15 protein-coding genes are annotated in these 24,973 nt (G+C 63.1%); 7 read left to right on the top strand and 8 right to left on the bottom strand.

Features of this window, described 5'->3' with window-relative positions; genetic code table 11:
• Window positions 1–201 precede the first annotated feature (201 nt).
• Together BM167_RS15405 and BM167_RS15400 are read left to right on the top strand one after the other, a co-directional pair.
• Window positions 202–984, top strand: coding sequence for an ABC transporter ATP-binding protein (locus BM167_RS15405; protein ID WP_092893621.1), 783 nt, complete (start codon window positions 202–204; stop codon window positions 982–984).
• A complete protein-coding gene (locus tag BM167_RS15400) occupies window positions 981–2,591 on the top strand; it encodes a hypothetical protein (protein ID WP_092893620.1) in 1,611 nt (536 codons plus the stop codon). The genes BM167_RS15405 and BM167_RS15400 overlap by 4 nt, the downstream gene beginning before the upstream one ends.
• A 20-nt stretch (window positions 2,592–2,611) precedes the next feature.
• Here the strand turns inward: BM167_RS15400 and BM167_RS18620 are convergent, their stop codons facing one another.
• The 3 genes from BM167_RS18620 to BM167_RS15390 form a co-directional block, all read right to left on the bottom strand.
• The gene (locus BM167_RS18620) at window positions 2,612–2,758 is read right to left on the bottom strand and encodes a hypothetical protein (protein WP_177213392.1); all 147 of its coding nucleotides are present in this window, start codon (window positions 2,756–2,758) and stop codon (window positions 2,612–2,614) included.
• Between the two features lie 100 nt (window positions 2,759–2,858).
• Entirely contained in the window at window positions 2,859–5,039 is a 2,181-nt protein-coding gene (gene katG, locus BM167_RS15395) for a catalase/peroxidase HPI (RefSeq protein WP_218153816.1), read from the bottom strand.
• Between the two features lie 365 nt (window positions 5,040–5,404).
• Window positions 5,405–6,766 (bottom strand): NAD-dependent succinate-semialdehyde dehydrogenase, encoded by a 1,362-nt coding sequence (locus BM167_RS15390; RefSeq protein WP_092893618.1) that lies wholly within the window; start codon window positions 6,764–6,766, stop codon window positions 5,405–5,407.
• Window positions 6,767–7,486: 720 nt separating this feature from the next.
• On the opposite strand from BM167_RS15390, the gene dgoD reads away from it, so the two are divergent.
• The gene (gene dgoD / locus BM167_RS15385) at window positions 7,487–8,641 is read left to right on the top strand and encodes a galactonate dehydratase (protein WP_092893617.1); all 1,155 of its coding nucleotides are present in this window, start codon (window positions 7,487–7,489) and stop codon (window positions 8,639–8,641) included.
• Between the two features lie 89 nt (window positions 8,642–8,730).
• On the opposite strand, the gene BM167_RS15380 is transcribed toward dgoD, so the two are convergent.
• Complete coding sequence (locus BM167_RS15380) at window positions 8,731–9,384, bottom strand: bifunctional 4-hydroxy-2-oxoglutarate aldolase/2-dehydro-3-deoxy-phosphogluconate aldolase (protein WP_092893616.1); 654 nt, start codon at window positions 9,382–9,384, stop codon at window positions 8,731–8,733.
• Between the two features lie 526 nt (window positions 9,385–9,910).
• On the opposite strand from BM167_RS15380, the gene aceB reads away from it, so the two are divergent.
• Entirely contained in the window at window positions 9,911–11,215 is a 1,305-nt protein-coding gene (gene aceB / locus BM167_RS15375; RefSeq protein ID WP_092893615.1) for a malate synthase AceB, read from the top strand.
• Between the two features lie 110 nt (window positions 11,216–11,325).
• Here the strand turns inward: aceB and ggt are convergent, their stop codons facing one another.
• Entirely contained in the window at window positions 11,326–13,221 is a 1,896-nt protein-coding gene (gene ggt, locus BM167_RS15370) for a gamma-glutamyltransferase (protein ID WP_092893614.1), read from the bottom strand.
• A gap of 694 nt (window positions 13,222–13,915) precedes the next feature.
• On the opposite strand from ggt, the gene BM167_RS15365 reads away from it, so the two are divergent.
• From BM167_RS15365 to BM167_RS15355, 3 genes are all read left to right on the top strand, one after another.
• Window positions 13,916–15,703 carry a hypothetical protein gene (locus tag BM167_RS15365; RefSeq protein WP_143095523.1) on the top strand — a complete coding sequence of 596 codons (1,788 nt, stop codon included), beginning with the start codon at window positions 13,916–13,918 and terminating at the stop codon, window positions 15,701–15,703.
• A 168-nt stretch (window positions 15,704–15,871) separates the two neighbouring features.
• Window positions 15,872–17,587 carry a thiamine pyrophosphate-binding protein gene (locus BM167_RS15360; protein ID WP_092893612.1) on the top strand — a complete coding sequence of 572 codons (1,716 nt, stop codon included), beginning with the start codon at window positions 15,872–15,874 and terminating at the stop codon, window positions 17,585–17,587.
• A gap of 788 nt (window positions 17,588–18,375) precedes the next feature.
• Window positions 18,376–20,631: an NADP-dependent malic enzyme gene (locus BM167_RS15355; protein ID WP_092893611.1), complete on the top strand. Its 2,256-nt coding sequence runs from the start codon at window positions 18,376–18,378 to the stop codon at window positions 20,629–20,631.
• A 542-nt stretch (window positions 20,632–21,173) separates the two neighbouring features.
• Here BM167_RS15355 and BM167_RS15350 read toward each other — a convergent pair.
• The 3 genes from BM167_RS15350 to xacR all read right to left on the bottom strand — a co-directional run bounded on the left by BM167_RS15350 (window position 21,174) and on the right by xacR (window position 24,448).
• A complete protein-coding gene (locus tag BM167_RS15350) occupies window positions 21,174–22,058 on the bottom strand; it encodes a fumarylacetoacetate hydrolase family protein (protein WP_092893610.1) in 885 nt (294 codons plus the stop codon).
• A 141-nt stretch (window positions 22,059–22,199) separates the two neighbouring features.
• Window positions 22,200–23,438, bottom strand: a complete 1,239-nt coding sequence (locus tag BM167_RS15345; RefSeq protein WP_092893609.1) for a mandelate racemase/muconate lactonizing enzyme family protein — start codon at window positions 23,436–23,438, stop codon at window positions 22,200–22,202.
• 254 nt (window positions 23,439–23,692) lie between these two features.
• Window positions 23,693–24,448, bottom strand: a complete 756-nt coding sequence (gene xacR, locus BM167_RS15340; protein WP_092893608.1) for an HTH-type transcriptional regulator XacR — start codon at window positions 24,446–24,448, stop codon at window positions 23,693–23,695.
• Window positions 24,449–24,973: the final 525 nt, after the last annotated feature.

Raw genomic sequence — 24,973 nt, 5'->3', positions numbered from 1 at the left:
GAAAAATCCGGTTCTACGGCGCCCTACGACGCCTCACGCGCCGCAAATCGACGGACAGCGGTGTCGCAAGAACCAGCAACATATTCCGGGAACTGCGTCGGAACGAACTCGATATCCGAACAGTCGTGTCGGAAATCCCCGCGTTACTCGTCTCAAATCCGTAACAATTAGGCACTATCCTTCGGAACGGACTGTCGATTCATGCCCTCCACTGACGCAGGCGACGCCGCCATCGAGGCGACCGACCTCCGGAAGACGTACGGGTCGGAGGTGGCCCTCGACGGCGTCTCCCTGTCCGTCCCGCCGGGACGCGTGTACGGGTTTCTCGGGCCGAACGGCGCCGGGAAGACGACGACGATGCGCATCCTGACGGGACTCACCCGACCCACGTCCGGAACCGTTCGCGTCTCCGGAATCGACGTGAACGACCGGCGGAACCTCGCCCCGCGCGTCGGCTATCTCCCCGAAACCCCGCCCCTGTACGACGAGTTCAGCGCCCGCGAACAACTCGACTACGTCGCCGACCTTCGAGATATCCCGAAAGACACCGCGCGTCGGCGCATCGACGACTACCTCGACCGGTTCGACCTGACCGAAGACGCGGACAGACGCACCGGTACCTACTCGAAGGGGATGCGACAGAAGACGGCGTTCGCTCAGACGGTCCTGCACGACCCCGACGTGCTGTTTCTGGACGAACCCACCTCCGGATTGGACCCGAAAGCCGTCCGCCGCATCCGCGAGTTCATCGTCGAGTTCGCCGATGCCGGGCGGACCGTCTTCCTCTCGACGCATATCCTCCCGGTCGTAGAGGCCGTCGCCGACCGCGTCGGCGTCCTCTTCGAGGGCCGACTGGTCGCGGAGGGTGCCCCGGAGGACGTGAAAGCGCGCGCCGAGACCGGCGAACGCGCGTCGCTCGAAGACGCCTTCCTCGAAATCACCGGCGACGGCGACGCCCGCCGAACGGCCGGACCCGACGAATGAGCCTCCGACGAGACGCTCGACACGGACTGCGAATCGGACGTGCCGAGTTCGTCCGAAGCCTCCGCGGATACTCGGGGAGCACGCGTCGCCTCGCCGGACTCGCCGTCTCGCTGCTGTTTTTCGGGGGGCAACTGCTGTTTTCGCTCCCGGCGGCGTACGTCGTCGGGCGCACCGCACGCTCCGCGGACGCGATTCCGTATCTCGCGCCCGGTGCGACGCTGCTTTTCGCGGGTATCTTCGTCCTCTCGACGTTCCGGACGCTCGAACGCATCGGCGGCGTCGACGCCGAGGAGTTCGTGTTGATGGCCGTCCACCCGCGAGCGGTCGTCCTCGGTCTCGTCGGTGCGGAACTCGCCAGACTGGCCGTCTGGTTCGGCGTCCCGATTCTCGCTCTCGTCGTCACGTTCGCGTTGGGACTCGGCTCTCCGTCGTTCGTCGTCACGGCGGGTCTCGTCGCCGTTCCGCTCCTCTGTTGGGCCGCGGTGTGGGGGTACGCCTGCGGTATCGCGGTTCTCCGGGCTCTGCGGCGACTTTCCCTGCTCCGTCGCGTCGTCAAGGCCGCGGGCGTTCTCCTCTTGGTCGCTCTCGTCGCGGGGTCGCAGTTCGCCGGACGGTACGTCGCAGAAGAGAGCGTCTCTCTGCAGGAACTCCTGTCGGTGTTCGCCTTCCCGCCGCTGACCGACTACGTCTCTCTCGCGTTCGTCGGGACGCCCCTCGCGCGGCCGATTTCGCCGAGCGCGGCCGTTCTCCTCGCGGGAGTCGTTGCGCTCGTCCCCGTCGGACTCGCCGTCGCGACGCGGCAGGCGTCTGCGCTTTGGTTCACCGACGCTCCCCGCCGCGACGAACCGCGACGGCCGAGAACCTCCGCGGGCGGACTCGACGCGCCGCGACCGTTCGCGCGGACGAAAGCCGGTCGCATCGCGTGGGGCGTTCTCGTCCGCGCCGCGCGGAACCCGCGGGAACTCAACCACCTCCTCATCGCCGTCTTCTTCGTCGGTCCACTCGGCACTACGGTCGTTCAGGCGTCCGGCGACGGTCTCGGACTACTGGTCGCCGGTGTCGGCGTCGGCGTCGGAGCGTACCTCGCCGGCGCGACGTTCGGGCTGAACCCGCTCGGCGACGACCGCCCGCAGTTTCCCCTCCTCTTGCTCACCGGGACGCCGCCGCGAACGCTCCTTCGGGGCCGGACGCTGGCCGGTCTCGCGGTGGGCGTTCCGGTCGCGGCGGTCGTCCCCGTCGCGTCCGTCGCCCTCGGCACGCCTCCGGTGTACGGCCTCGCGTTCGCGGCGGCCGGAGTCGGGATGTGCCTCGCCGCCGCGGCGTTCGCGGTGGGTCTCGGTGCGGCGTACCCACTCTACGAGGAACGCGAGTTCTGGGGCGTCGAAACCGTCGTCCCCTCGATGCTCGTGATGATGCCGTACACGTTCGTCGTCGGAGGCGGCAGCGTCGTCGGCTTGGTCGTGGTCTGGTTCGCACTCGCCGGACAACTCTCGGCGACGCCTCTCTCCGTCGCGGGCGTCGGTACGTACGCCGCGTTACTCTGCGGCGTGCCGTACGTCTCCTACCGGTACGCGCTCCGTCGATACCGGCGATACACGTTCGACTGAGCGACCGCGCGCCGGTCGGACTACGCCCGGTCGTCTTCGAGTCGTTCGACCCGCCGTTCGGGGCCGGCAATCCGTTCTTCGTGGCCGCGTCTGACGCCGAGGAAGTCGTATATCGCGACGACGCCCGAGACGGGAACGAGGAGGGAGACGACGAACAGTAGAAGCACGGTGAACAGTTCGAGACCGCTCCGGCAGAAGAGAGAAACGCGGCGCGCAGACGGTTCGCGCGCCGGAGAGAGAACCGCGGGACCGACGAGAACTGCGAGGTTACTCGAGGTCGAAGCGGTCGAGCCGCATCACTTTCGTCCACGCGTCCACGAAGTCGCGAACGAACTTCTCTTCGGCGTCGGCCGAGCTGTAGACGTCAGCGAGGGCCCGAAGTCGGGAGTTCGACCCGAAGATGAGGTCGACGCGAGTGGCTGCCCACTCGACGTCTCCCGTCTCTCGGTCGCGCAACTCGTAGATGTCGTGGGCGTCGGAGGGCTGCTCCCATCCCATGACGTCTTTGTCCTCGGAATCCGAAGCCGCCTCCCACTCGTATCCCATGTCGAGCAGGTTCACGAAGAAGTCGTTGTTCAGCGTCTCCGGTTCGTCGGTGAAGACGCCGAGTTCGGACCCCTTGAAGTTCGCGTTCAGCGCGCGCATTCCGCCGACGAGAACCGTCATCTCGGCGGGCGAGAGGTCGAGGAGGTCGGCTTTGTCCACCAGCAGTTCTTCGGCCGACTGCTCGTGTCCGTCGCCGAGGTAGTTGCGGAACCCGTCGGCTTTCGGTTCGAGCGCCTCGAACGAGTCCACGTCGGTCTGTTCCTGCGAGGCGTCGGTGCGGCCGGGTTCGAACGGGACGTCCACGTCGTATCCGGCGTCCGACGCTGCCTTCTCGACGGCCGCGGAGCCGCCCAGAACGATCAGATCCGCGAGCGAGACGCGCTTGTCGTCGGAGCGCGAACTGTTGAACTCTTCGCGAATCTCTTCGAGGGTGTCGAGCACCGTCTCTAACTGCTCGGGCTCGTTGACTTCCCAGCTCTTCTGCGGTTCGAGGCGGATGCGGGCACCGTTCGCCCCGCCGCGCTTGTCGCTGTCGCGGTACGTCGACGCCGCCGCCCATGCGGTCTTGACTAGCTCGGAGACCGAGAGGTCCGAATCGAGGACCTCCGCTTTGAGTTCGGCGACCTCTTCGTCTCCGATCAGTTCGTAGTCGGCGTCGGGGACGGGGTCTTGCCACAGCATCTCCTCGTCGGGAACCTCCGGGCCGAGGAACCGAGTCGGCGGCCCCATGTCGCGGTGGATGAGCTTGTACCACGCCTTCGCGAAGGCCTCTTGGAACTGGCGGGGGTTCTCTTGGAAGCTCTCTATGATCTCTCGGAACTCGGGGTCACGCTTCAGGGCGACGTCCGTCGTCAGCATCATCACGTCTTCTTTCTCCGAGGGGCTCTCGGTGCCGGGCGCGACGCCGTCGAGGGAATCGTCGACCGTGGTCCACTGCCACGCACCGCCGGGGCCCTTCTCCGGCTCCCACTCGTGGTCGAGCAGGTTGTCGAGGTAGCCCATGTCCCACTGCGTCGGCGTGGCGTTCCACGGACCCTCGATTCCGCTGGTGATCGCGTCGCTTCCTTTCCCGGACCCGTGGCTGCTCTCCCAGCCGAGACCCTGCTTGTCGATGGGCGCTTCCTCGGGCACGGGACCCACGTGCTCGTCGGGGTCGTCGGCACCGTGGACCTTCCCGAAGGTGTGTCCGCCCGCGATGAGCGCGGCCGTCTCCTCGTCGCTCATCGCCATCCGACTGAACGCCTGCCGGATGTTCTCCGCGGAGCCCATCGGGTCGGGCTCGCCGTCCGGGCCCTCGGGGTTCACGTAGATGAGTCCCATCACGGTCGCGGCGAGCGGTTCTTCGAGTTGCTCGTCGTCGTCGAATCGGTCGGAGGCCTCCCACTCGGTCTCGGGGCCCCAGTCGACGGCCTCGTCGGGCTCGAAGGAGTCCTCGCGCCCGCCGGCGAAGCCGAACGTCTCGAATCCCATCGATTCGAGGGCGACGTTCCCGGCCAGGACGATCAGGTCGGCCCACGACAGCTTCTGGCCGTACTTCTGCTTGACCGGCAAGAGCAGTCGGCGGGCCTTGTCGAGGTTCGCGTTGTCGGGCCAACTGTTCAGGGGTGCAAAGCGCTGCGTCCCGCCGGACGCGCCGCCGCGACCGTCGGTGGTGCGGTACGTACCGGCGCTGTGCCACGCCATCCGGATGAAGAGCGGCCCGTAGTGGCCGTAGTCGGCCGGCCACCAGTCCTGCGACGTCGTCATGACGTCTTCGATATCCTGCTTTACCGCCTCGAAGTCCAGCTTCTGGAACTCCTCGGAGTAGTCGAAGTCCGCGTCCATCGGACTGACGTCGCTCACGTTCTGGTCGAGGACCTCTAAGTTCAGCCGATTCGGCCACCAGTCCTCGTTACCCCGCATTATCGGGTCACCTCCGATACCTCGTCGGTCACCGTCTCGTAGTCGGATTCGTATTCAGACATTGATCGTCTCACCTGTTTCAACACGGGCGATATAACCTTATGAATTCATCGATAAATCTCCCGCTCGACAGGTTATTTAGCCCCTTTCCGGAAGGTATCTTATGGATATATGAACCTATGTTTAGCAAATGCCAAAACCAGTGTCGTGAGCCGAGAGTGCGGAGGGGGAAGTAGAGACGACGGCTGACAGTGAAAAGAGCACCCGAAAAGTTCCTTCTGCCTCGCGGCGTCGCGGTTCGCCGGGCCCGCTTTTCGGGGGGTGTGGGTTCCGTTCGAGGCGCGCGACGAACGGGTCCCACGGCCTCACTCGACCCAGACCGTCTTCTCGTTGAGGAACTCCTTGATTCCGACCTCCGCCAGTTCGCGACCGTAGCCCGACTCCTTGACGCCGCCGAACGGGACTCTGGGGTCGGACTTCACTAACTGGTTGACGTAGACGCATCCTGCGTCTATCTGACGAGCGAGGTTCTCGCCGCGTTCGCGGTCCTCGGTCCAGACGGTCGCGCCGAGTCCGAACTGGGTGTCGTTCGCTTTCTCGATGGCCGCCGCTTCGTCTTCGACTTCGTAGACGGCGGCGACCGGACCGAACACCTCCTCGCTGTCGGCGGGACATCCCTCGGGCACGTCGGTCAACACCGTCGGCGGGTAGAACTGCCCGTCGCGGTCCATCGGTTCGCCGCCGATGACCACGTTCGCGCCCGCCTCGACGCTCTCTTCGACCTGTTCGTGGACCTCCTCCATCAACCCCTCGCGGGCCTGCGGGCCGACGTCCGTCTCCTCGTCCATCGGGTCGCCGACGACGTAGGAGTCGATTTCGTCCACGAATCGGTCGAGGAACTCGTCGTAGACGGACTCGACGACGACGAAACGCTTCGCGGCGATGCAGGACTGGCCGCCGTTTTGGTTCCGCGCCCACGCGCCGGTTTCGGCCGCGGCGTCGAGGTCGGCGTCGTCCAAGACGACGCAGGGGTCGCTTCCGCCCAGTTCGAGGACCGTCTTCTTCAGGCTCTCTCCGGCCGTCGACGCGACTGACCGCCCCGCCGGTCCGCTTCCCGTCAGCGTCGCGGCCCGCACCCGGTCGTCTTCGAGCATCTCGTCGACGAGGTCCGACGGGATCAGAAGCGACTGAAAGACGTCTTCGGGATACCCGGCCTCTCGGAACACTTCCTCTATGGCCTTCGCACAGCCCGGTACGTTCGAGGCGTGCTTCAACAGCCCGACGTTGCCCGCCGTGACGTACGGCGCGGCGAACCGAAACACCTGCCAGAAGGGGAAGTTCCACGGCATGACCGCGAGCACCGGTCCGAGCGGTTCGTAGACGGTCTTGACCGTCGACCCCGGCGGACTCGGGTGGTGGTCGGCTCCGAGATACGAACTGGCGTGTTCGGCGTAGTGGTCGCAGGCCCACGCGCACTTTTCGATTTCGGCCACCGCTTGAGTGATGGGTTTGCCCATCTCGCGAGTTATCGTCTCGGCGTACTCGCGCTTGTTCTCGCGAAGTACGTCGCCCGCCGATTCGAGCAGTCGTTCGCGCTCTCTCATCGGACGCTCTCGCCACTCGCCGAACGCGTCCGTCGCCCGGTCGAGGGCGGCGTCCACGTCTTCCTCGGTCTGAGTCTCGTAGGTGTCTACTCGCTCTCCCGTCGCGGGGTTGACGACATCCATCACCGATTCGTCCAGTTCCTACGCCCTTAATATCCATTCCACCTCGACATGATATATCAGAGATGGGTACATCCGCGTTCTACTTTATATGCCCACTGGAGTTCTGACTGGCGTTCGCAGAACCTGTGGCAGATGACGAATCGCTCTCGACTCGTCTTCGCGATAGCCGCCTATTATTCTTGTGCGGTACTCACATTATTACCAAATACTACAATTGTAAACGAAACTGTCTCTTTTTAGCATATAATTTTGAATATCTACTGCTGAACTGGCGTTAGATAGCGTTAGTACTCCGATACAGCCTATATATACCTCTTTTAACCGAGGTAATGTTGGTTGTATTTCTGTATACTCTTTGCGTAGTGTATATTTGATTATTGCCCTCTACCGATGATATTGGTGGCGATATCTGCTGAGAACATAATTCGACGACAGACAGGGCGAATACAGTATTGTATATAAACTAAAATACACTGTCCCCCGGACCGTCGAATGGACCGCGAACCCTTCTGGGCGGGCTAACACCCTATCCCATCCATTACGGGCGTAGTCTCGTAATCTCTGAGTGGTATCCGAACGGGGGTCACAGTTGCCCGTCTCGTGGCGACTGCCCGCGCGTTCGTCAGGAATCTGCGGCCCCCGGACGGCGGGACGTTCGACCTCACGGCCACGGAAGAAATATGAACGCAGATTCACAACCCCTGACACGGTAACACAGAGATGAACCAGATTGTCGACTACGAACTCTTCGAGGTTCCCCCCCGATGGTTGTTCCTGCGAGTCGAGACGGCGGACGGGACGGTCGGATGGGGAGAACCGGTCGTGGAGGGCCGGTCCCACACCGTCCGGGCTGCAGTCGAGGAACTGATGGACGACTACCTTCTCGGCGAACCGGCGAACTCCATCGAGGACCACTGGCAGACGATGTACCGCGGCGGGTTCTATCGCGGCGGTCCCGTCTTGATGTCCGCTATCGCCGGTATCGACCAAGCGCTTTGGGATATCAAGGGGAAGTCCCTCGGCGCGCCCGTCTACGAACTTCTCGGCGGTGCCGCGCGCGACAGTATCCGCGTCTACCAGTGGATCGGCGGCGACCGCCCCTCGGAGGTGGCGGAGGAGGCCACGCAGAAGGTAGACGCCGGTTTCTCGGCGCTGAAGATGAACGCGACCGAGGAGCTAGAACGCGTCGACACCCCCGCAACCGTCGACGACGCGGTGGACCGACTGCGGAACGTTCGAGAGGCCGTCGGCGACGACATCGACATCGGGGTCGACTTCCACGGTCGAGCGACGAAGCCGATGGCCAAACGTCTCGCGAAGGCGTTAGAGCCCTACGACCCCATGTTCATCGAGGAACCCGTCCTCCCCGAACACAACGACGCGCTTCCGGACATCGCGGCCCACACCACGATTCCGATCGCGACGGGCGAGCGCATGTACTCCCGGTGGGACTTCAAGCAGATATTCGAGAACGGTGCCGTGGACGTGATCCAACCGGACCTCTCGCACGCCGGTGGCATCACGGAGGTCAAGAAGATAGCGAGCATGGCCGAGGCGTACGACGTCGCCCTCGCGCCGCACTGTCCCCTCGGCCCCATCGCACTCGCGTCGTGCATCCAAATCGACGCTTGCACCCCGAACGCTCTCATCCAAGAGCAGAGTTTGAACATCCACTACAACGAGACGTCCGACGTGCTCGACTACCTCGAAGACCCGTCCGTCTTCGAGTACGAGGACGGCCACGTGTCGATTCCGGACGCTCCCGGTCTGGGCATCGATATCGACGAGGAGTACGTCCGAGAGCAGTCGCAGAAGACCGTCGACTGGCACAACCCCGTCTGGCGCCACGAGGACGGTAGCGTTGCCGAGTGGTAGCGGCCGTCGCTAGAGTTTCTCTCGTTCGGGCTCTTTGTCGACTCGATCGGACGGTGTGAGCGCGTTCGACGGGGTCCCCACGCGGTGAGTTACTCCGACCGAGCGGTTTCGACGGCATCGACGAACTCTGCGGCCTGCCGGGTGACGCCCTCCATGTCCCCGTTCTCGACGGCGTCGTAGTCGACGAGCGCAGACCCCGCGCCGACGGCGACGGCACCGGCCTCGAAGTACTCCGCGACGTCGTCGGCCGAGACGCCGCCCGTCGGCATGATGGGGACGTCGCCGAGGGGCCCCCGTAACGCGCTGACGTGACTCGGGCCGACGGTCGAGGCCGGGAACAACTTGAGGATGTCCGCCCCCGCTTCCATCGCGGTGACGGCCTCTGTCGGAGTCATGACGCCCGGAACGGAGACGACGCCCTCGCGGTTACACACCTCGATGACCTCCTCGTTGAGGTCCGGTGCGAGGACGAACTCAGCACCGGCGTCGATGGCGGTGCGTGCGGTGGCGGCATCCGTGACGGTACCGGCACCGACGACGGCGTCCGTCTCCGACAGGTCTTCGCTCACCGCCGCAATCATCTCCGGATAGCGACCCGCGTCGGCCGTAATCTCGACGGCGGTGACACCGCCGTCGTGTATCGCCGCCGCCACATCGACGATTCGGTCCCGAGAGATATCGCGAAGAACCGCGACGACACCGCTCTCGACGAGTCGGTTTCGGACCACCTGCGTTCTGTTCATGGTTCGGTCTCCGGGTGAAGTCACCAAAAAGATACCCGGTCCCGGCGACATACCGACGCCGAAGACGGTGCGATATCGTATCGAAAACCTCGGTCCGGCATCGAACTTCCTCCTCGACTCTTCGACTCCTTCCAATTATCAAAATTTAACCATATAATGCTGATTTGTACGACTAGTTGTCTGTTTCGACAATATCTCCGTGTTAATAACCGGAATCGGATATATCTAATCGTATCTGTCGAATATACTCTTATATATGTAAGAGTTCATCGAAATAAAGAAGACGATTCGGATGCTCTCTGTAATTCCAGTACGGCGTCGAAGATAGGCCTCTCCACACAGAATAAAATACACAATAACGGCAACCAGCTAGCTGTCCGATGAACGTTGCAGTCGGGGCACTGGTACCGCCCGACTCCACTCCGAGTCCCCGGTTCTCCCGGTTCGATTCGGCGACGCCCTGCGAGAACTATTGTTCTATACCTAATGTTTATTAAGTTCCGCAAACGTCTCGAATACGTCACACATGAGCGTCAAACGACACTACGACCGCGAGTTCGTCCGGACATTTTTCACGTCGCCGACGGCCGTCGAAGGAGAAGACGATTCGGCGAAGATGGTCGAGAGCGCGGCTCAACTTCGCGGAATGCAGGCACCGGACGTCTGGGTTCCGGACAACGAAGACGCGACGGCACCCTCGATGCGCGACGAGGGCGTCGAGAACATCGTCAGGGTGGTCTCCGAGTACGGGGCGGACTTCCCCGGCGAGATTCACCCGCGCGTGGTCTGGCACCGCGAATCTCCCTCGACACGCTACCAGGGGTTCCAGCAGATGCTGGAGATAACCGACCCGGACAACGGTGCCGTCGACGACATCGACGGCTTCGTCATCCCCGAAGTCGGAGACATAGACGACTGGAAGAAAGCGGACGAGTTCTTCACGATCATCGAAAACGAGCACGGACTCGAAGAGGGGAGTCTCTCTATGTCGGTCATCGTCGAGAGCGGCGAGGCCGAACTCGCCCTCGGGGACATCCGCGAGGAGATGGGGAAGCCCTCCAACAACCTCGAACGCCTCTTCTTGCTCGTCGACGGCGAGGTGGACTACACCAAGGACATGCGCGCGATGACGCCGACGGGCGAACTCCCGCCGTGGCCCGAACTGCGCCACAACACCTCTCGCGGTGCCAGCGCCGCCGGACTCATCGCCGTCGACGGTCCGTACGACGACATCCGCGACGTCGAAGGCTACCGAGACCGGATGACGGAGAACCGAGCGAAGGGGATGACGGGAATCTGGTCTCTCACGCCCGGACAGGTCGTCGAGGCGAACAAAGGGCCGTTACCGCCGAAGACCGGCAGTTGGCTCTTGGAAGTCGGCGGCGACGAAGTCGAACTCGAAGCCGACGACGGGCGACAGGTGTACGACGGAGACGACGTCGGACTCGAAGAGTCCGGTGACGGCTACGTCCTGCGCGTCGGCGGCGACGAACGGGAACTCGACGAGGACGAACTCCGCGAGGAGTTGCTGAACATGACCGCGTACGTCCCGAGCATGGACGACATCGTGGACTCCATGGAGGAGTTCGAAGCCGCGAAGGAGTCGGGGAAAGGCGCCATCGCCATGACGCGGGCCACGACGCTGGTCATAGACGGCGTCGAAGTCGATATCAGCAACGACCGGATGTGGGACGAGGCGACCTACCAGGCCGCCCAGACGCCTATCACGCTGTTCCAAGACGTCTACGAGCACCGTCCGGACCAACACGAGGAGTTAGCGGAGATGTACGGCGAAGACGTCGTCGAACGCGCGACGAACGTCGGTAACTGACGGTTCGCTCACGGCACGGTCTATTTTTCGGATTTCGTTACGACCGAAATAGCGGCGAACGGAGGAGCCGACGACCCGCACTGGGACGGGCGCCGTCTCCGAACCCGGTTCTATCGCGGGTAGTCGGCGGAGCCGTTGCGTCGCTTGTCGGCGACGCCGACGTAGTCACCGTCCTCTTCGACGCGGATGGACTGCGCGTTGCCGATGGTCTCCACGGTGGAGACGTCGTGACCGGCGGCGTTCAACTCGTCTACGACGTCGTCGGGCACGCCGCCCTCGGCTTGGACCCACGTCCCCGTCGCGGAGTAGACGCGGGGTTCGGCGACGGCTTCGTCGATGTTCATCCCGAACTCTGCGACGTTGAGCAGTATCTGGGAGACGGTGTGAATTATCGACCATCCGCCGGGCGAACCGACCGTCAGGAACGGTTCGCCGTCGCGCAGGACGATCGTCGGACTCGTGCTGCTGAGCGGACGCTTCTCCGGTTGGACCTCGTTCGGTCCGCCGGGCTCGGAGTCGAAGTCGGTGAGTTCGTTGTTGAGCATGAACCCCCGGTCGGGGACCATGATTCCCGACCCGAACAGTTGTTCGATGGTACTCGTCCACGAGACGAGGTTCCCATCGGAGTCGGCCGTCGTGAAGTGAGTGGTCTGTCCGGACGGCCTCTCGCTGTCGCTCTTGTTTCCTTTGTTCCCCGAGGCGTTGCTGACGTTCTGTGCCGCTTTGACGTCTCTCGGGCTCGTGTAGTACTGGTCGCCGGGTTGGTACGCGAAGGGGTCTCCGGGTTCTCGGGTCGCGTCCGTCGCCTTCTTCGGGTCGATTATCTTCCGGCGTTCCTCGATGTAGTCCTCGTCGAGTATCCCCTGCCACGGGATGTCGACGAACTCCTCGTCGCCGAGGTACTCGTTTCGGTCGGCGAACCCGAGTTGGAACGCCTCTATCATCCGGTGGTAGACGTCGAACGAGCGTCGGTCGTACTGCGACAGGTCGAACCCTTCGAGGATGGAGAGAATCTGCCCGATGACGTACCCGCCGGACGTCGGCGAACGCATCGTCCGGACGGTGATGTCGTGCGCGTCACCCTCGTAGGTGACGTACATAGGTCTCGTGATTTCGACGTTGTACCGACCGAGGTCGTCGACCGTCATGTTCCCGCCCTTCTTTCGATAGCGCGCCGCACCTTGGACGGTTTCGGCGATGTCCTCCGCGATTTCGCCCTTGTAGAACGGGCCGATGCCCTCGTCGCGAATCGTGCGGAGCGTGTCCGCGAGGTCAGGTTGAGCGAGTTCGTCGCCCTCTTCGAGGGGGTCACCGCCCGGAGCGAATACCTCCTTTGCGGTCGGTCCGAGTCCTCCGTCTTCGACGTTGGCTTCGATGGCACTGGCGAGGAACTCGTCGACGGTCACCTCTCGTCCGCCCGACCTGGCCAACTCGACGGCCGGTTGGACGAGTCTGCCCAGTTCTCGCGTTCCGAATCGCTTGACGGCCACGTCCGCGGCTTTTAGCGTCCCGGGGACACCGACCGCCTTCCCGTTCGTGTGGCGCTCCAAGAACGGGACTTCCTCGCCGTTCTCGTCTAAGAACATGTCGGACTGGGCCCCGAGGGGCGCTCGTTCCCGGTTGTCGATGGCGATAATCTCGTCCTCTTCGGCGCTGTAGACGAGCATGAACCCGCCGCCCCCGATTCCCGACGAGTGGGGTTGGACGACGTTGAGAGCGAACTGAACCGCCGCCGCCGCGTCGACGGCGTTGCCTCCGTTTTCGAGGATTTCGACCCCGGCTTCCGTCGCCTGTTCGTGGACGCTCGATACCATCCCACCGGCCGCCTCCGCGACGGAGTTCGAGTTCCCCGCCGAGTTATTCATCGTGGCGCTCGCTCCGGCCGGAAGCGCGCCCGCCCCTAGCGCGACGCCCGTTCCCTGCAGAAACGTCCGCTTCGTCGCTGTGAGTCTATCCGCCTTCTCGCTGTCCGAATCTTCGGTCTGGCCTTCATCTGGTGACGCCATGGGTGATACTCTCACCCAGTTGTCATAAACATTATGCAGAATCTGTATCGTCAGTGACTTCGAAGCTGGGGTACCCGCCGGTTCGGTGCTCACCGCGGCGCGCGACCGGTGGACGCGAAGCGCTCCGAAACCAGTCGTAGGTGCCGGACTCGGACGGATGTGGTTCGGTTCTCGCTTCCCTGTCGGGCCGTCTCCGGATCGGTCGCCTTTCGTGATGTCTCTTTGACTTATAATATGAAATTTAGCTGTAACGATATTCTCAGCGCGTGACAGTCGATCGGCCCGCAGAGCGTGGTGGGTCACCTTCTCTCGGTCGTGACCGTCCGCCGACTCGCCCGCTCGATTCGAACGAAACGCTCGCTCGACGGCTCGAAGACGGTGAGACACGGGAGCCGATCTACTCTCAAACCTCGACTTAACGTTATCACTCTCTGAGGATTCAATCGGGATAAATAGTCTGTAAGCAAACATATTCAAAAGTGTGAACATGCTTAGTATTTTCACGAGGAACGTATACGTAGAGTGTGTATGGGAAGTCCTACAAGTCATCTCTCCCTGAAGATGACCAAAGCCGGACGAACTGGTAATAAATATTATCAGTCTGAGCGTCGTGGTCACGCCGTCCACGGTCCGGGTCGAACGTTTCGTACCAACCGCTACGGAAGCCCCCCGAACCCCCAACTGAACCTCTACCATGACTAGATCACTACTCACAGACCGGTCCGCCGCAGTGATCGTCGTCGCGTTACTGGCCCTCTCGGTCGTGGCACTCCCCGTCGCCGGTGCGTCCGCCACGCAAACGACGACGGCCGACGGAGACGACGTGACTTCGAGTACTCAGACGACGGCCCCCGCAAACGAGTCCGCAGACGAGGACACGTTCGATGTGTCGCTCGGCGACGACAGAACAGTCGAAATCGGAGACTCGCTCCGACTCGAACCGCAGGTCACGGGTGCGAGCGGAGACGTCAGGTACGACTGGAACGAGGACGTCGACGGGACGTACCCCCGAGAGACCGACGACGAGTCCGCTCTCTCCTTGGGGACGATGATCGTCCCGGGTGACTACACGGTCACGGTCACCGCCACCGACGAATCCGGCCATTCCGTTACGGACACGGTCGACATCACAGTGGCCTCGGAGTTCGGCGACACAGAGCAGATCCAGTCGGACAAGACCATGTACGGCGACGACATCGACGGCGTCTACGCCCTCGAAGCAGAGGAGGGTGACGCCGTCGGGATGGTCGCCGGTGGCGGGATGCGACAGGCGATACTCTACGACGAGAACGCACAGCCGATACGGACGATTACGGCAGGCCCCGACACGGTTCTGCAGGGGACGACCGCGGAGTATTCGGGCGAGTACTACCTCGCGATAACCTCGGACCCCGACACCTACGCCGAACTGAGCGGCTACACCCGCAGTCAGGAGTCGTCCGAGCCCAACGACGGTCAGTCGGAGGCGGCCGAGATACCGTCCGATACGACGACTACCGCCATCCTGACACAGTCAGACGACTCTGACTGGTACGCAGTCGAGGCGGGCGAGGGCTCTCTCGACGTCTCCGCGAAGTTGTCCGTCCACGCCCTCCACCAGGAGGATATCCAACTGCAGATATACACCGAAGACGGGCGTCAGATCGGTGAGATAGAGCCGTTCGAAGGCGGAACTACGACGAACGAAACGTACGCTAGCGGCGGCGGCGGCATATTCGAGGCGGAGCAATCGGCCGAGATAACGGACGCCGGAACGTACTACATCCGCGTGTCGCGGCCGTCGGTGGACCGAGAGTACACCGTCGGCTTCACGGAGTACAAACTGACCGTAGACGGGACGGAGGTAACGGATTCGGCCGCTGACGCGCCGACCGAGACCGAAACGTCGGTCTCCGAGTCTCCGTCGGCGTCGCAGGACTCCGCCGACGCGTCGGACCCCGAATCCACCCCGACGGCCACGGCCACTCCGACTCAGACGAGTTCTCCGTCCGACTCGCCGACGGCGACGGACGCCGACACTGATACGCCGACTCCCGAATCCGAGTCGACGGACGACGGCGCTGACGCAGACACCTCGTCATCCGAGTCTGATTCGTCGGCCGACGACGCCGATAGCGATACGTCGGACTCCCGGTCGGATTCGACGGGCGACGCCGACGCGGATACGTCGTCGGACTCCGATTCGACGGGCGACGCCGATAGCGGCGCGTCGAACTCCCAGTCGGATTCGTCAGACGACGCCGACGCGGAGACGCCGACTCCCGAACTGACCCCGACGGCGACGCCCGACGTGACTCAGACGCCTTCCTCGTCGGGGTCGCCGACGACCACGGAGGAACGCACCGCCACGACGACGCAGAACGCAACCTCCGAACCGACGACGGACGGAGAGGCCGACACCACTGCGGCGTCTACTGACGGTGGGAGCTTCGTCGAGAGAATCTACCGCGCGATACAGTCGCTCATCGGACGACCGGCCTGAATCCCGACCGATTTCGGACTTTTTTCGAACCGCCGGTACGGTATCGGCGCTCTGGGTTCGACGACACCGTTCGTACGGGTCGGTGCTCCGACCGGGAACGCCCGAACCGCGGGGTACCTTCCGGTGGCCAGCACGCTATTCATCGGGGCGCCCGTCCGATGACGCCGTATGTCGGACGAACAAGTCGGAAACGACGGGTACACCGGAGCGGACCTTTTCGTCGATACGCTCGAATCGTACGGCATCGACCACGTCTTCGGCAACCCGGGGACGACGGAACTTCCAGTGATAGACGCGATCGGTCGCAGCGAACTCGAGTACGTGCTGGGTCTCCACGAGGACATCGCAGTCGGGATGGCTACCGGGTACGCACAGACCCGGCGGCACCGGGCGCACCACGACGACTCGGTCAATCCTGTCGGCGTCGTGAATCTCCACATCACGCCCGGTCTCGCACACGGACTGGGGAACCTCTACGCGGCGAAGCGAGCGGGTGCACCGGTCGTCGTCACCGCGGGCAATCACAGCACCGACTTCCGCCACGAAGAACCGGCGCTGGCGGGAGAACTCGTCGACCTGGCCGAACAGTTCTGCAAGTGGTCCGACGAGGTACTCGACGTCGAAACGCTGCCGACGATGCTGCGACGCGCCTTTCGAGTCGCGCTGACGCCACCGACCGGTCCGGTCTTCCTCGGTCTCCCGTTGGACGTGATGATGGCGGAGACGGACGCCGACCCCGAACGACTCGGCGAGGTTCCGAACGCGGGAAGCGGCGACCCGGCGCAACTCGAACGCGCCGCCGACCTCCTCACGGACGTAGACGACCATGAGGTCGCGATTGTCGCCGGCGATCAGATCGCTCGTTCGGGCACGGACGCCGTCGACGCAGCGGTCGAACTCGCGGAGGCGACGGGGGCCCGGGTCCACGGCGAGATTCACGCGGGCGAGATAAACTTCGCGACCGACCACGACCAGTGGGTCTCGTACGTCTCGACGGACGAGGAGCGCGCGTCGGCCGTGCAGGACGCCGATACGATCCTGTTCGCCGGCACGTCCACGAACACGACGCTGACGCGCCACGAGGACCCGTTGGTCGATCCCGATACGACCTGTATCCACGTCGGCGAGGACGCGTGGGAGGTCGGGAAAAACCAGCCTGCGGACGCGGCTGTCGTCGGTGACCCTGGACTGGTGCTACGGGACTTAGCCGGACGCGTCCGACCGAACATCGCAGAGGAGACGGTCGCGGCGCGACTCGAAACCGCGCGCGAGACGAAAGAGCGGATAGACGAGATGTTGGCGGATGTCGGCGAAGGCGACGCGGAGGACGACCCCCGAGCGTCGAAGGCGCAACTCATCGACGCGATGAGACGGGTCGCAGGCGACGCTTACGTCGTCGACGAGAGCGTCACGGCGAAGTTTCCGATCATGACCCGGTGGGACTTCGACCCGGGGCAGTTTCTCACCAACAAAGGCGGCGGTCTCGGGTACGGTCTCCCCGCCGCTGTCGGCGCGGCCCTCGCCGAACGCGACAGCGAGGACCCGCGCGAGGTGATCGGTTTCGTCGGCGACGGTGCGTATCTCTACTACCCGCAGACGATCTACAGCGCGGTTCGGTACGACCTCGACCTCACCGTCGTCGTCTCCGACAACCGCAACTACCGCATTCTGAAGGACAACACGCTCGACCTACTGGGTGGCGACGAGAGAGACCACGAGTTCGTCGGAATGGACTTCGATCCGCCGGTCGATATCGTGCGAAACGCCGAGAGCCACGGCGGACGCGCCGAACTCGTGGAGGACCCAGACGAGATCGAAGGGGTGCTCGGAGACGCGCTTGCCCGCGACGGAATCGACGTACTCGACGTGTTAGTTCACGACTGACTCTTCGAGGCGCAGTTCACCCGTTCTCCATCGGCGGATCGATTCGGTGCGGATCGATATCTTACTTCAGCGCCTACCGAAAAGCGGAGGCGCGTTCCAGCATCCATCGACCCGTGACGAACCGATCCGACCGCGAATTATCAAGTATAAATTAACGTCTCGAAGGTAGACAACCGACTACCACGGCCGTTCACAGTCCGGTCTTCACTCGAAACTGTGGGGGTGAAAGGTTGCCTCCTCGGACGGATTCCGACCCTCGACTTCGTCGGGGTAGTCCTCGAACCCCATCTACCGTCCGATTCGGAGAACCCATCGTAATCGGAATAGCAGTACAGCTACTTATGTACTCACGTCTGGCACTCCGTTTTCGCTGTTCGCCGCGGATGTTCGACCGCTTGAACTGAAGTGGTCCTCTTATCCCTGTAGCCCTTCTGAATCGGAGTCTGAGCGGATGAATAGCGGTTTCGTAGAGAGATATCCGTTTGCTTCCTGTGATGCCTTTATCTATAGTATGCCATCTAGAGATGTCCTGTAACGATGACTCAGGCTCGAATAGAGGTATTTTAATGCGTATACTTGAATCACACAGCTAGATGGTTAATACTCTCAGAATTCTAACTGTAGATATAATTGACGCAGAATAACAAAACATATTAAATATATCACAAACAGAGAACGAGTCTCGCTGTTGTCCTGACTCGACTGCGAGACGAACACATATTCATAGAGAACGTCGCTCCGGTCGCGTAGTCAGCCATCTTTATGTCTCGCGACGGTGGTAACACTCTATGCCACTCGACGACGACGCGCGGGAGTACCACCGCGAGGAGCCACCGGGTAAGATAGAGATTTCGACGACCAAACCGACGAACACCCAACGCGACCTGAGTCTAGCGTACTCGCCGGGTGTCGCCGCGCCGTGTCTCGACATCGACGAGGACCCGGAGAGAGCCTACGAGTACACCGCGAAGGGGAATCTCGTCGGCGTCGTCTCGAACGGGTCTGCGGTTCTCGGCCTCGGCGACATCGGCGCGCAGGCGTCGAAGCCCGTCATGGAGGGGAAAGGCGTCCTGTTCAAGCGGTTCGCCGACATCGACGTGTTCGACATCGAACTGGACACGGACGACGTCGGCGAGTTCGTCCGGACGGTGAGTGCGATGGAACCGACGTTCGGCGGTATCAACTTAGAGGACATCAAGGCTCCCGAGTGCTTCGAGATAGAGTCACGTCTCCGCGAGGAAATGTCGATTCCGGTGTTCCACGACGACCAACATGGGACGGCCATCATCTCCGGGGCCGCACTCCTCAATGCCGTCGATATCGCAGGTAAGGATTTAACCGAGGTTCGAGTCGTCTTCGCCGGCGCGGGGGCCGCCGCGACGGCGACTGCACGATTCTACGTCTCGCTCGGCGTCCGTCCGGAGAACATCGTCATGTGCGACATCGACGGGATTCTCACGACCGACCGGGCGAACGCAGGCGAACTGAACGAGTTCAACCGGGAGTTCGCACGCGACGTGCCCGAAGGAGGCGTCGCGGAGGCGATGGAGGGCGCGGACGTGTTCGTCGGCCTCTCGGTCGGCGGCATCGTCTCTCAGGAGATGGTGCAGTCGATGGCCGACGACCCCGTCATCTTCGCGATGGCGAACCCGGACCCCGAAATCGGCTACGAGGAGGCCAAAGAGGCCCGCGACGACACGGTCATCATGGCCACGGGTCGCTCGGACTACCCGAATCAGGTGAACAACGTGCTCGGATTCCCCTTTATCTTCCGCGGGGCACTCGACGCGCGCGCGACGGAGATAAACGAGGAGATGAAACGCGCCGCGGCGCACGCGCTTGCTGATCTCGCAAAGCAGGACGTGCCCGACGCCGTCGTCAAGGCCTACGGCGACCAACCGCTTCAGTTCGGCCCCGACTACGTCATCCCCAAACCGCTGGACACCCGCGTTCTCTTCGAGGTGTCCTCTGCAGTCGCGCGCGCCGCGGTGACGAGCGGTGTCGCCCGCCGGGACATCGACCTCGAAACGTACCGCGAACGCCTCGAAGCGCGCGTCGGAAAATCCTTGGAGATGCTCCGCGTCGTCCTCAACAAGGCGCAGAGCGAACCGAAGCGCGTCGTCCTCGCGGAGGGGACAGACGAGAAGATGATCCGGGCCGCGTCGCGGATAGACACCGAGGGTATCGCTGAACCGCTTCTCGTCGGCGACAGAGAGCGTATCGAGTCGATAGTCGCCACCCGCGGGTTGGACTACGAACCGCGCGTCGTTGACCCGACCGAAGACGAACTAGACGAGTACGCCGACAGACTTCACCGACTGCGCCGACGAAAAGGGCTGACGCGCCGGGAAGCCACCGAACTCGTGCGGACGGACCCGAACTACCTCGCGAGCGTCATGGTCGACGCCGGTGACGCGGACGCGATGCTCACCGGGTTGACGCACCACTACCCCTCCGCGTTACGTCCGCCGCTACAGGTCATCGGCACGAAGGAGGACGCTACCTACGCCGCCGGGGTGTACATGCTCGCTTTCTCCGACCGCGTGGTGTTCTGTGCCGACGCGACGGTGAACCGGAACCCCGACGCCGACGTACTCGCGGAAGTCGCGCGACACACCGCCGAGTTGGCGCGGCGGTTCAACGTCGACCCGCGAGTCGCGTTCCTCTCGTACTCGGACTTCGGGAGCGTCGAAAACGAGGGGACGCGCAAACCTCGCGAGGCGGCGCACGCGTTGCGCGACGACCCGACGGTAGAGTTCCCCGTTGACGGCGAGATGCAGGCCGACACGGCCGTCGTCGAAGACGTCCTCGCGGACTCCTACGAGTTCTCCGAGTTGGACGGCCCCGCGAACGTCCTCGTGTTTCCGAATCTGGAGGCGGGCAACGTCGGATACAAACTGCTCCAACGACTCGGAGACGCCGAAGCGGTCGGTCCGATGCTCGTCGGTATGGACAAGCCCGTTCACGTCATCCAACGCGGCGACGACGTGAAAGACATCGTCAACCTCGCGGCCGTCGCAGTCGTCGACGCCCAAGAAGAGTAGGCGACGCCGATGGGTCGTCGCGCGACGGGGTGACCTCGTCTCTCCCCCTCTCGGGACTCCTCCTCTCAGTCGGGATTTCGCGGTGGAAGGCCCGACGTGCCACCGGAACGGCGAGTATCTCGACTCGCTACCCTTCGCTTCGTCGGCGTTCTCGACGGCGGTTGTCTGCCACGCCGAGAGAGGCCCGCGCTCTCGCACTCGCCGGAAGAGAGTTCTGGAATAGCAAATCCGGCCCGGTGGACGGAGAGAACGTCACACCTGCCCGGCGTCGGTGCTCGGTATTTCGGCGTGCGTCGAGACGTCGGTATCACTCTGAGGAGACTGGCGCACGTCTCACTGGAGGACGTTACGGTCGGTACAGTCGTGTCTGCTCGATTCATACGGGTTCTATGCAACAATATACGGAACCGACACTTCACCCAGAGCGTTACGGATATACGATTGTAATGTACTGAGACGAGGGGAAGGACGATATTGGATTTCAGTCAGCGTCCCGATTCTCTATTCGAGAACCGTGACTCCGAGGACGGTGCTCGAACGAATTAGACGACGACAGCGTCGTTGACGAGTCGGCCGATGGAGTCTATGTCGATCACGACTCGGTCGCCCTCCGTCAGCGTGAACGTCTCGGGCGGGACGAGTGCGGTCCCGGTGAGTAAGACGACCGTCTCGGGTAGGTCGTTGTGTCGGCCGAGGTAGTCGACGAGTTTCTCGCAGGAGGTCGCCATCTCGCTCGTCGACGTCGATTCTTCGTACTCTACCTCTCCGTCGCGTTCGATAGTTAGAGACATCGTCAAGTCGTGTGGGTCTCCGACGACGTCGCCCGTCGCGACGCAGGGACCGACGGAACAACAGCGGTCGTACACTTTCGCCTGCGGGAGGTAGAGCGGGTTCTCTCCTTCGATATCTCTGCTCGAGACGTCGTTACCGATGGTGTAGCCGACGACGTCGCCGCGGTGGAGGACGACGCCGAGTTCGGGTTCCGGGACGTTCCACTCGGAGTCGCCGCGGAGTCCGACGGAGTCGTGGGGACCGACGGTCCGAGAGGGGGTCGCCTTGAGGAACAGTTCCGGTCGTTCGTTCTCGTAGACGTCGATGTACACGTCCGGCTTTCCGCTTTCGGCTTCGCGGGCCTCCTCGCTGATGCGATAGGTGACGCCCGCCGCCCACACCTCGTCTGCGACGACCGGTAAGAGCGCGTCGGCGTCGATGTCTTCGACGTCGAGACGTTCGGCGTCCGGAAGTCGGTCCCGGGCGATGGCGTCGACTGAGCGGTCGCTGGCGTTCGCCGCGCGAGCGAGTTCGGTGAACGAGCCGAGGTCGTCCGACGCGGACGTGAGATCGTACGCGCTACCTCCCTCGTCGACCGCGACGAGAGAGTCGGCGGATGAACTACGCTCTCTGCTGGGGAGCTGGTAATACCGCATACTGGTGGATGCGCGGATATCGTTAAAAGAGTATTGGGTAGCCGACCGGGCTGTGACGACCCTCGAAACCGAAACGGGGCCCGACTGCGACTTACGCCTCGTCGAACTTCGTGACGCGAGGCGTCACGTGCTCGACGAACCTTACGCCTCGTCGAACAGCGTCTCGCCTTCGACCATGTGCGATTCGACCGCGTCCAAGTCGAGCGTCAGACCGAGACCGGGCTCTTCGGGAATCTCCATGCGGCCCTCTTCGATGAGGTTGTCCTCCTCTACGAGGTCCTCCCACCAGTCGAGTTCGTACGAGTGATATTCGACGGCCAGCGAGTTGGGGATGGCCGCGCCGACCTGCGCTGACGCCATCGTCCCGACGGGCGAGGAGACGTTGTGCATCGCGACGGGGATGTAGTACATGTCTGCGAGGTCTGCTATCTTCCGCGTCTCGCGCATGCCGCCGACGCGCGGCAGGTCCGGCGCGACGATGTCGACGGCCTGCGGTTCGAGGAGCGTCCGTTGCCCGAACTTCCGGTAGACGTTTTCTCCGACGGCGATCGGCGTCGACGTCGAGTGCGTGACGTTCGCTTGCACGTCGTGGTTCTCCGGCGGGACGGGGTCTTCGAGCCACCAGACGTCGTAGGGTTCGAGGGCTTCGGCGAGGCGCTTTGCGCTCCCGCCGGTGAACGACCAGTGGCAGTCGAACGCCACGTCCGCGCGGTCGCCGACGGCCTCGGTGACGGCTTCGACGATTTCGACCTTGTGGTCGATTTCGGGGCCGCGGAGGTGACGGTTCGCGCGGTCCTTCTCGTGGCCCGAGGGGACGTCGAGGTCGAACTTGATGGCGTCATAGCCGAGTTCCTCGACGACGCGCACACCCTCCTCGGCGCACGCTTCGGGGTCGGCCTCGTCTTCGGTGTGGAGGTCACAGTACACGCGCACCTCGTCGCGGTACTTCCCGCCGACGAGTTGGTAGGCGGGGACGTCGAGGAGTTTCCCCGCCACGTCGTGGAGCGCGATTTCGATGCCCGAGATGGCCGAGATGACCTTTCCGGAGACGGAGCCCTCTCCGCTCATCTTCTGGACGAGATGTTCGTAGAGGCGGTCGATATCGAGGGGGTTTTCGCCGACGAGGAACGGTTTCATCCGCTCTATGATAGCGGTGTCGCCGCCGCCCCAGTAGGATTCGCCGGTGCCGACGACGCCCGCGTCGGTGTAGACGCGCACGAGAATCCACGGGTAGTTGCCGTCGACCATCGTCGTCTGCACGTCGGTGATTTCGGCGTCGCGGACGCCGCCGCGCGTGTTCGTGATGTCCATCGTTTCCGCAGAGAGGTCCCGCATCGTATACTCCGCGTTCGGGTCGCGAAGATTCGCGTGGTCAACCATTACGATCCGACTGTTCCCGAAGGGAGATAGTAAATCTTGTGACTCGCACGGTCGGTTACGGGCGGGCACCGCTCTGCGACCACGTCGGTGCCCTCTGCGGCCGTTTCGTACACGTCGGCTCTCGCCCGCGTCTCGACGAGTACGTGTCTGCAGTCCAACGCTACCGGTTCGACTCGTCGTCTGTGTCGTCGTATCGGCGTCGCGGGCGGGGCGATGTCCCGTCCTGCTCACACCGAGAATTCCGGACACGCCCCTCAGTAGTTGATGTTGAGTTCGACGACGTTGGCCGCACTGAGGACCTCTTCTGAGAACTCTCCGTGGAGGTCCTCGTCGCTGACACGACTCGCCGGGGCAGAGACGCTTATCGCCCCCAACACCTCGTTCGAGGACGTCTTGACCGGGGCCGCCACACAGCGCAACCCCTCCAGACGCTCTCCGTCGTCGATGGCGTATCCGCGTTCGTGAACCTCCGAAAGCGTCTCGAACAGTTCCTCCCGGGAGCCGATACTCCTCGGCGTCTCCTGTTCGAGGCCGTGCTGTTCGACGATCTCTTCGACGCGAGACTCCGGAAGGTGCGCGAGAATCGCCTTTCCGAGTGCGGTCGTGTGGAGGTACGTTCGGAGGCCGGCGTACGTGTCCAAGTCGACGGCCTGCTCGCCTTTCGACCGCATCAGGTAGATGCCCATCCCCTGTTCTTCGACGAGGAGATTCGCGAGTTCACCCGTCTCGGCGGCGATGGCTTTCACTTCCGGCTCTGCGACCTGATAGAACTCCATCGACTTGCGGGTGTGGCCGCCGATTTCGAGGAACTTCAAGCTGAGTCGGTAGTCGTCGCCGTCTTTCAGCACGTAGCTGTGTTTCCGAAGCGTCGATAGATGGCTGTGCACCGCGCTCTTTCCCATATCGAGGCTGTTCGCGAGTTCGGTCACGCCGCACGGGCCCCTCTCCATCAGTTCGTTGACGAGGGCGAGCGTTTTTTCGGTGGTTTTCACCGGGTGTTTGGCATCCATGACAGGTGGGTAGTATACTACTACTCTCATTAAGTGTTCTGTTTTTCAAAACGCACTCTCCGACATCACTGCTTTCGACCTCTGCATCCAACCCGCCGTCGGACGTTCGCGTGCCTCTGTGAACCCCCTTTCTGTCGTTGGCCACCAGACTACCTAGAGGGAGTCCGCTCACCGACTATCGGCTGGCTTCGAACGGCCCGATATCGAGGCTGAGGTGCGGTCTTCGCCGCTGGCCGGTTCCGCGACGATTTCACCGTCACGCCCGCGAATTCGTAGCCGCACCCCGGAGGAGTCGCCGAGGACTGCGACGTCGGAGTGATTCGGAAGTGTGTCGATGATGCGGTCCCTCTCGGCCGGGTTCGTGTCGGTCCGGTTCGCACCGGGAACCCCGCGGCTTGCATTACACGGATAGTAGTGTAACGAGAACGCGTCTCTCTCCTCGCTTCGACCCACCGCGCAGGCGCGAAACGCCCGCCGAGCGGCGGCTCCACCGCTAGGAAAGGGCTTTTGACGCCTTGCATCGTC

It is taken from the genome of Halopelagius inordinatus (genome assembly GCF_900113245.1).
In the GTDB taxonomy this organism is placed as follows: Archaea; Halobacteriota; Halobacteria; order Halobacteriales; family Haloferacaceae; genus Halopelagius; species Halopelagius inordinatus.
This window is presented reverse-complemented; position numbering and strand designations above follow the sequence as displayed.

Bases quoted from the DNA above. Each gene is read 5' to 3' on its own strand.
- BM167_RS15365 (WP_143095523.1), top strand. From the start codon at position 13,916: ATGACTAGATCACTACTCACAGACCGGTCCGCCGCAGTGATCGTCGTC.
- BM167_RS15390 (WP_092893618.1), bottom strand. From the start codon at position 6,766: ATGGATGTCGTCAACCCCGCGACGGGAGAGCGAGTAGACACCTACGAG.
- xacR (WP_092893608.1), bottom strand. From the start codon at position 24,448: ATGGATGCCAAACACCCGGTGAAAACCACCGAAAAAACGCTCGCCCTC.
- BM167_RS15355 (WP_092893611.1), top strand. From the start codon at position 18,376: ATGCCACTCGACGACGACGCGCGGGAGTACCACCGCGAGGAGCCACCG.
- aceB (WP_092893615.1), top strand. From the start codon at position 9,911: ATGAGCGTCAAACGACACTACGACCGCGAGTTCGTCCGGACATTTTTC.
- ggt (WP_092893614.1), bottom strand. From the start codon at position 13,221: ATGGCGTCACCAGATGAAGGCCAGACCGAAGATTCGGACAGCGAGAAG.
- BM167_RS15400 (WP_092893620.1), top strand. From the start codon at position 981: ATGAGCCTCCGACGAGACGCTCGACACGGACTGCGAATCGGACGTGCC.
- BM167_RS15350 (WP_092893610.1), bottom strand. From the start codon at position 22,058: ATGCGGTATTACCAGCTCCCCAGCAGAGAGCGTAGTTCATCCGCCGAC.
- dgoD (WP_092893617.1), top strand. From the start codon at position 7,487: ATGAACCAGATTGTCGACTACGAACTCTTCGAGGTTCCCCCCCGATGG.
- katG (WP_218153816.1), bottom strand. From the start codon at position 5,039: ATGCGGGGTAACGAGGACTGGTGGCCGAATCGGCTGAACTTAGAGGTC.
- BM167_RS15360 (WP_092893612.1), top strand. From the start codon at position 15,872: ATGTCGGACGAACAAGTCGGAAACGACGGGTACACCGGAGCGGACCTT.
- BM167_RS15380 (WP_092893616.1), bottom strand. From the start codon at position 9,384: ATGAACAGAACGCAGGTGGTCCGAAACCGACTCGTCGAGAGCGGTGTC.
- BM167_RS15405 (WP_092893621.1), top strand. From the start codon at position 202: ATGCCCTCCACTGACGCAGGCGACGCCGCCATCGAGGCGACCGACCTC.
- BM167_RS15345 (WP_092893609.1), bottom strand. From the start codon at position 23,438: ATGGTTGACCACGCGAATCTTCGCGACCCGAACGCGGAGTATACGATG.